This is a genomic window from Pseudomonas sp. I2 (assembly GCF_040984075.1).
GTDB lineage: Bacteria > Pseudomonadota > Gammaproteobacteria > Pseudomonadales > Pseudomonadaceae > Aquipseudomonas > Aquipseudomonas guariconensis_B.
In genome coordinates this window covers 1-6167 of the sequence record NZ_JBCGFQ010000094.1, presented here as the reverse complement: position 1 = coordinate 6167, position 6167 = coordinate 1, and the positions used below count along the sequence as shown (strand labels likewise).

The window sequence follows — 6167 nt, the reverse complement described above, 5'->3', positions numbered from 1 at the left end:
AGCCAGGACAGCACGTCCCACCCACCATCCCCCAGCAGCGCGGCGAACAGCCCCACGGCGCCGAGCACGACGATCAGCGCCGGCCAGGCGAAGATCCGTCGGCTCGACTGCGACCTGTGGCTCATGCCTGCACCTCCCGAGCCTTGCGCTGCTTGCCCCACCACAGGTACAGACCGCTGCCGAGCACGACGATGGTCAGCACATCGAGCACTGCCCAGAGGATCTGCATCGGCCGCCCGCCGTAGTCGCCGAAGTGCAGTGGCTGCGACAGGCCCATGGCGTCCATGTACCAGGGGCGGTCGCCCACGGCGGTGACCTGCAGGGTTTGTGCATCGATCAGCACCGGGGTCAGCAGGTGCGAGGTCAGGTGCGTGGCGCCTTTCATGAACACGGCGTAGTGGTGCTCGCTGGAAAAGCGTGTGCCGGGGAAGGCGATGAAGTCCGGGTGCATGCCCGGGGCGGCCTCGGCGGCGATGTCCAGCAGGCGGTCGGCCGGGGCGCGCGCGGTGAGCGGTGGCGCATCGCGATAGGGGGCGACCATCGCTGCCAGGCTTTCGTTGCGCCAGGCGGCGATGACCAGGTCGGCACAGGCGCTGATCACCCCGGTAACGCCGACCACCAGGGCCCAGGTCAGGGTGACGATGCCGATCAGGTTGTGCAGGTCGAGCCAGCGCAGGCGCCGCGACTTGTCGTGGCGTACCGTGGCGAACGCCAGACGGCGCATGAACGGTGCGTAGAGCACGGTGCCGGAGACGATCGCCACGACGAACAGCACACCCATGAAGGCCAGCAGCAGCTTGCCCGGCAGGCCGGCGAACATGTCCACGTGCAGGCGCAGCATGGTCATCATGATGCCACCGTTGGCGGCCGGCATGGCCACCGCCTCGCCGGTGCGGGCATCGAGCATGAAGGTGTGCGAGGCGTTGGGCTCGGTGCCGGCGGTGGCCGCCATGATCGCCACCACGCCGTTGCGGTCGTCCTCGTCGTAGCCGAAGTACTGCATCACCTCGCCGGGGCGATGGGCCTCGGCCTTCAGGACCAGCTGTTGCAGGTCCAGGTGCGGGGTGTCTGCGGGCATTTCACGCAGTTCGGGGGCATCGCCCAGCAGGTGTTCCAGCTCATGGTGGAAGATCAGTGGCAGGCCGGTCAGCGCCAGTAACAGCAGGAACAAGGTGCAGACCAGGCTGCTCCAGGTATGGATCACGGACCAGCGGCGGATGGTTCGGCTTTTCATTTCATTTTGTTTCTCGACGTTCAAAAAACCAAAACCGTCCACAGGGGACGGCTTGGTGAGAGATCCTATGTCGTCACGTCATTACCATCTGTAGGTAGCACTGGCGACGACGCTGCGCTGGTCTCCGTAGTAGCAGTAGTAAGCATCGCAGGTAGAGATGTAGTCCTTGTCCAGCAGATTGGTGGCGTTGATCGCTATCGATGCGCCCTTGAGGCTGTTGTCCAGGCGCCCCAGATCGTAGTGCACAGATGCGTCGAACACAGTGTAGGCGTTGGCCTTGCCCAGGTAGGTATTGGCCTGGTCGCCATAGGTATTGCCGGTGTAGCGTGCACCGGCGCCGATACCGAATCCATCGAGCACGCCTGTGTGCCAGGTATAGTCGGTCCACAGCGAAGCTTGCTGGTTTGGCATCAGTTGCAAGCGGTTGCCTTTGTACAGGCCGTCTTGCACTTCGGATTTTGCTAGCGTGTAGGCCGCAATTACTTTCAGGTTCTCGGTGACGTCGGAAACGGCTTCAAGCTCCAGGCCACGGACTTTCACCTCGCCAGTTTGGCTGGTGACGGTCACATTGCCGACGTTGTTGGTGACCGAAACGTTTTTCTGGGTGAGGTCATACACTGCTGCCGACAGTAGGGTGTTGGAGCCCGGTGGCTGGTACTTGATGCCCAGCTCCCATTGTTTGCCTTCGGTCGGCTTGAACGACTCCGTTGCGGAGACACTGGCATTGCTGGCCGGCTGGAAAGACTCAGCATAGGAAAGGTACGGCACGAATCCCGAATCGAACACATAGCTGATTGCAGCGTTGCCACTGAACTTCTTGTCACGCTCAGTATTGGTGGCATCGCCTTGGTTGAAGAACTTGGTGCCGGTATGCACCCAGTCCTCACGGCCGCCCAACGTCAGACGCCAGTTGCCCAGCGCCATCTGATCCTGGACGTACAGGCCGGTCTGACGGGTTTTCTGGTCGTAGTCATAAAAGGCCGTGGAACGGTCCGGACGGGTGATCGGCAAGCCATATACTGGGTTGTTGACGTTGATGTCTGGCGCAGTGCCAAAGATGGCCAGGTAGTTGGTGTTGCTGCGTTGGTGATCCAGACCGATCAACAGGGTGTGGTTGATGGCACCTGTGGTGAAGTCAGCCTGGAAATTGTTGTCGACTGCGAATTGGCTGATGTCTTCATCGACATTAGTGGTGCCGCGACCGGTGTTACCTTCGTCGTCTACGACAAAACCAAATTCTGGAAGGTAGCTATTGACGGTAATCGTCTGGAACGCCAGGTCCGACTTGGTGTAACGCAGGTTCTGGCGGAACTGCCAGACATCGTTGATGCGGTGCTCGAAGGCGTAGCCCAGCGCATAGTAGGTGCGGTCATAGAACTCATAGTCCGGGTCACCCAGGTTCTTGTGGTGGGAGATCTTGCCGAACGGCATGTCGATCTTGGTGCCCTGGATGGGGCGGAACTGGCTGGTGACGCCTGTGTCGTCGCGGGTGAACTGGGTGAGGAAGGTCAGCGAGGTATCTTCGTCGATGTTCCAGGTCAGGCTCGGGGCGATGTTGTAACGCTTGTCGTCGATATGGTCGATCTGGGTGCCACCATCACGAATCACGCCACTGACGCTGTAGAGAAACTGGCCCTCGTCGTCGATCTTGCCGGTACTGGCGAAGTTGATCTGGCGATGATTGTCGCTGCCGTACTGCAGTTCGATTTCCTGAGCGCTTTCGGCCTGTGGACGGCGACTGACCATGTCCAGCAGGCCGCCTGGTGGCGTCTGGCCGTAGATGGAGGAGGCCGGCCCGCGCAGCAGTGCGAGGCGGTCCAGGTTCCAGGTTTCGGCTTTCGGGTTGGCGTATACGCCGCGGGGCAGCGGCAGCCCGTCGAGGAACTGGGTCGGCTCGAAGCCGCGCACGCGCATCCAGTCATAACGCTTATCGCTGCCGAAACTGGCGGACACGATCCCGGGCATGTAGCGCACGGCATCATCGAGACTGTGCACGCCACGGTCCTTCATTTGCTGACGGGTGGCGACGGAGATGGAGCGGGGCACTTCGACGATCGCGGTATCGGTCTTGGTGCCCGCGGCTGTGCGGTGGGCGACGTAGCCCTCTACTGGGCCCCAGGCGCTTTCGGTATCGCTGGCTGCATTCACGTTGGTTTCCGGCAACGCCAGGCTGCCTTCGGGCGTGGCCACCAGGCTGTAGCTGCCGACGCTGCTCTGTTGCAGTTGCAGGCCGGTGCCGCGCAGGGCGGCCTGCAGGGCGCCGAGGGCATCGTACTGGCCGTTGACCGGCGCTGACTGGCGGCCGCTGACCAGGGCCGGGTCGATGGCCAGGGCGATGCCGGCCTGGCTGGCGATCTGGTTCAGGGTGCTGGCCAGCGGCGCGCTGGGCAGGTCGTAGGCGTGCATGCCGGACTGTTCGGCGGCGTGTAGGGCAGGGCTGGCCAATGGGCTGGCCAGGGCGATGGCCAGGGCCATCAGGCTGGGGCGCAGGAATGAATCAACGGCACGGGACATGCAGCGGCTCCTCGACGGATAAGTGCTAACTGCTTCCTTGCCGAACGAGATTGGGAAAGTGACAGGGGTGGTGGAAAAAAGTTGCGAGTGGCGAGTTGGGCGCTGTAAGAGGGCAGGGACAATGCCGTTTCAGCTGCCAGGGGGCTGCAACGCAGCCCCAATACCGCGGGTGTTTATTTTTTGACCACTGTCACCCACCAGGGTGTATGCCGCTCGATCTTCACCGGCAGTGCCGGCAGCAGCGAGGCCAGGGCCAGGTCGGTGTCGGTCAGTGGGAAGCTGCCGGTCACCCGCAGGTCGGCGACTTCGGCGGCGACGCCCAGGTGCCCCTTGCGGTAACGGCCAAGCTCGGCCACCAGGTCGGCCAGGCGTACGTTGTCCACCACCAGCATGCCGTGGGTCCAGGCATCGGCGCCGATGGCCACTGGGTTGACCTGGCCGAGGCCATCGCTGGTCATCAGTACCTGCTGGCCCTCGCGCAGGACCTGCTCGTCGCCGCTGTTCGACGGGCGTGCGGCCACCGAGGCTTGCAGCACCTCCAGGCGGGTACCCTGCTCCTCGCGCTTGACCAAGAAGCGTGTACCCAGCGGCCGCAGGCGGCCGTCGTCGGTGCGCACCAGCAACGGGCGGCTGTCCTGGTGGCCGGTTTCGACGGAAATCTCCCCCTGGTGCAGGACGATCAGCCGCTGTTCGCCGGCATAGTCGATGTCCACCGCGGTATGGGTGTTCAGGCTCAGCAGGGTGCCGTCCTCCAGGCGCAGGGTGCGCAGTTCGCCGGTGCCGGTGCGCTGGTCGGCCAGCCAGTAGCCCGGCGACAGCGACGGTGCGCCGGCCCAGGCCAGCAGCACGCCCACCAGCAGCATGCCGGCCAGCCCACCGCCGAGCTTGGCGACCCGCCGCCGCAGGCCGGCGCGCGACTGCAGCAGGGCATGGCGCGCAGGGCCGGCGGCGGCACTGACACGCTGATCGAGCATGCCCAACTGGCGCCAGGCGCGGGCATGCTCCTCGCTGGCGGCATGCCAGCGCATGAATTCGCTGCGCTCGTCGGGGCTGCCGTTGCCTTCGTCAAGGCACAGCTTCCAGGCAATGGCGGCATCCAGGACCTTGGCCGAGACCGGCGTGGTATTCACGTCGGCTCCCCGTAGAGCGCGACGTAGCACTGGCGCATGGCCTGGGCGATGTACTGGCGCACCCTCGACACCGAAACCCCCAGGCGTTCGGCGATCTCGGCATGGCCCATGCCGTCCAGGCGGTTGTGCAGGAAGGCCGCGCGCGCCTTGCTCGACAGCTTGCCGAGCAGGCGGTCGATGGCCTTGAGGTCTTCGAGGATCAGGTGCTGGGCTTCCGGGGACGGTTGCTCGGCCTCCGGCAGGCGTGCCAGCTCCGCCAGGTAGGCCTGTTCCAGGGCCGCGCGGCGGAAGTGGTCGAACAGCAGCCCCTTGGCCACTGCCACGAGGAAGGCGCGGGGTTCGCGGGGCGCGGCCAGTTGCTCGCGGCCGAGCAGGCGCACGAAGGTGTCCTGGCTCAGGTCTTCGGCGCGCTGGCGGCAGGCGGTGCTGCGTTGCAGCCAGGCCAGCAGCCAGCCGCGATGATCGCGGTACAGCGTACCGACCAGCTCGGCGTGTGGGCTCTGCGCAGACGACAAGAAGCGTCCCCCCGGAACGAATGCGTTAACTAACGATAATTATTCGCGATTGTCGCAGAGCTTAGGGGCGCGGTGCAATTGACGCTTATCGGATTGCCATCACCCACCCTGATGCTGGGCGTTGCGCCGACGCCACTGCTGCAGGCGCAAGTTCAGTTGCAGCGGGCTGTCGAGCTGCTGGCGGCGGGCCTGGCTGAACAGGATAAGCGCCAGTTCGGCGGTGACCTGGGCATCGGCGCTGGCGTGGTGGCGTTCTTCCACCTGCAGGCCGAAGCGTGCGATCCAGTCGTCGAGGCTGGCCTCGCGCAATACGGTGTCAGGGTTGAGCATCGGCGCCAGTTCGGCCACGTCGAAGAAGGGATGCTGCAGACGATAGCCGAGGCTGTCTTTCAGGGCCCGGGCCAGCATGCGCTGGTCGAAGGGGGCATGGAAGGCGAGCACGGGGCTGTCGCCGATGAACGCCAGCAAGTCGAGCAGGGCCTCGGCCGGATCGCAGCCAGCGGCCAAGGCGCTGGGCCCAAGGCCATGGATCAGCACGCTGGGGTTGGTCTTCTGGTCCGGGCGGTGCAGGGTGCGTTCGAACTGCTGGCGGAAATCGATGGCGCCGTCCTCGATGGCCACGGCGCCGATCGACAGCACCTGGTCGCGGTTGACGTTCAGGCCGCTGGTTTCCAGGTCGAGCACCACCCAGCGTTGTTCGCGCAGCGATTTCACGCTCAGGGCCGGGGCCTTGGGCAGGCGTGCCAGGCGTTGGCGCAGGTGGTCGTCCAGGGC

General features: G+C 64.7%; 5 protein-coding genes. All 5 read right to left on the bottom strand.

Features of this window, described 5'->3' with window-relative positions; translation table 11 throughout:
* Window positions 1–121: 121 nt before the first annotated feature.
* Entirely contained in the window at window positions 122–1234 is a 1113-nt protein-coding gene (locus WCE05_RS25460; protein ID WP_253102097.1) for a PepSY domain-containing protein, read from the bottom strand.
* Window positions 1235–1315: 81 nt separating this feature from the next.
* Window positions 1316–3748 (bottom strand): TonB-dependent siderophore receptor, encoded by a 2433-nt coding sequence (locus tag WCE05_RS25455; protein WP_368816793.1) that lies wholly within the window; start codon window positions 3746–3748, stop codon window positions 1316–1318.
* Between the two features lie 173 nt (window positions 3749–3921).
* Window positions 3922–4878 (bottom strand): FecR domain-containing protein, encoded by a 957-nt coding sequence (locus tag WCE05_RS25450; protein WP_225786495.1) that lies wholly within the window; start codon window positions 4876–4878, stop codon window positions 3922–3924.
* The gene (locus WCE05_RS25445) at window positions 4875–5393 is read right to left on the bottom strand and encodes an RNA polymerase sigma factor (RefSeq protein ID WP_225786494.1); all 519 of its coding nucleotides are present in this window, start codon (window positions 5391–5393) and stop codon (window positions 4875–4877) included. Before WCE05_RS25445 ends, WCE05_RS25450 begins: the two co-directional genes overlap by 4 nt.
* Before the next feature lie 99 nt (window positions 5394–5492).
* Window positions 5493–6164 carry a PolC-type DNA polymerase III gene (locus WCE05_RS25440; RefSeq protein WP_368816794.1) on the bottom strand — a complete coding sequence of 224 codons (672 nt, stop codon included), beginning with the start codon at window positions 6162–6164 and terminating at the stop codon, window positions 5493–5495.
* Between the last annotated feature and the right edge of the window lie 3 nt (window positions 6165–6167).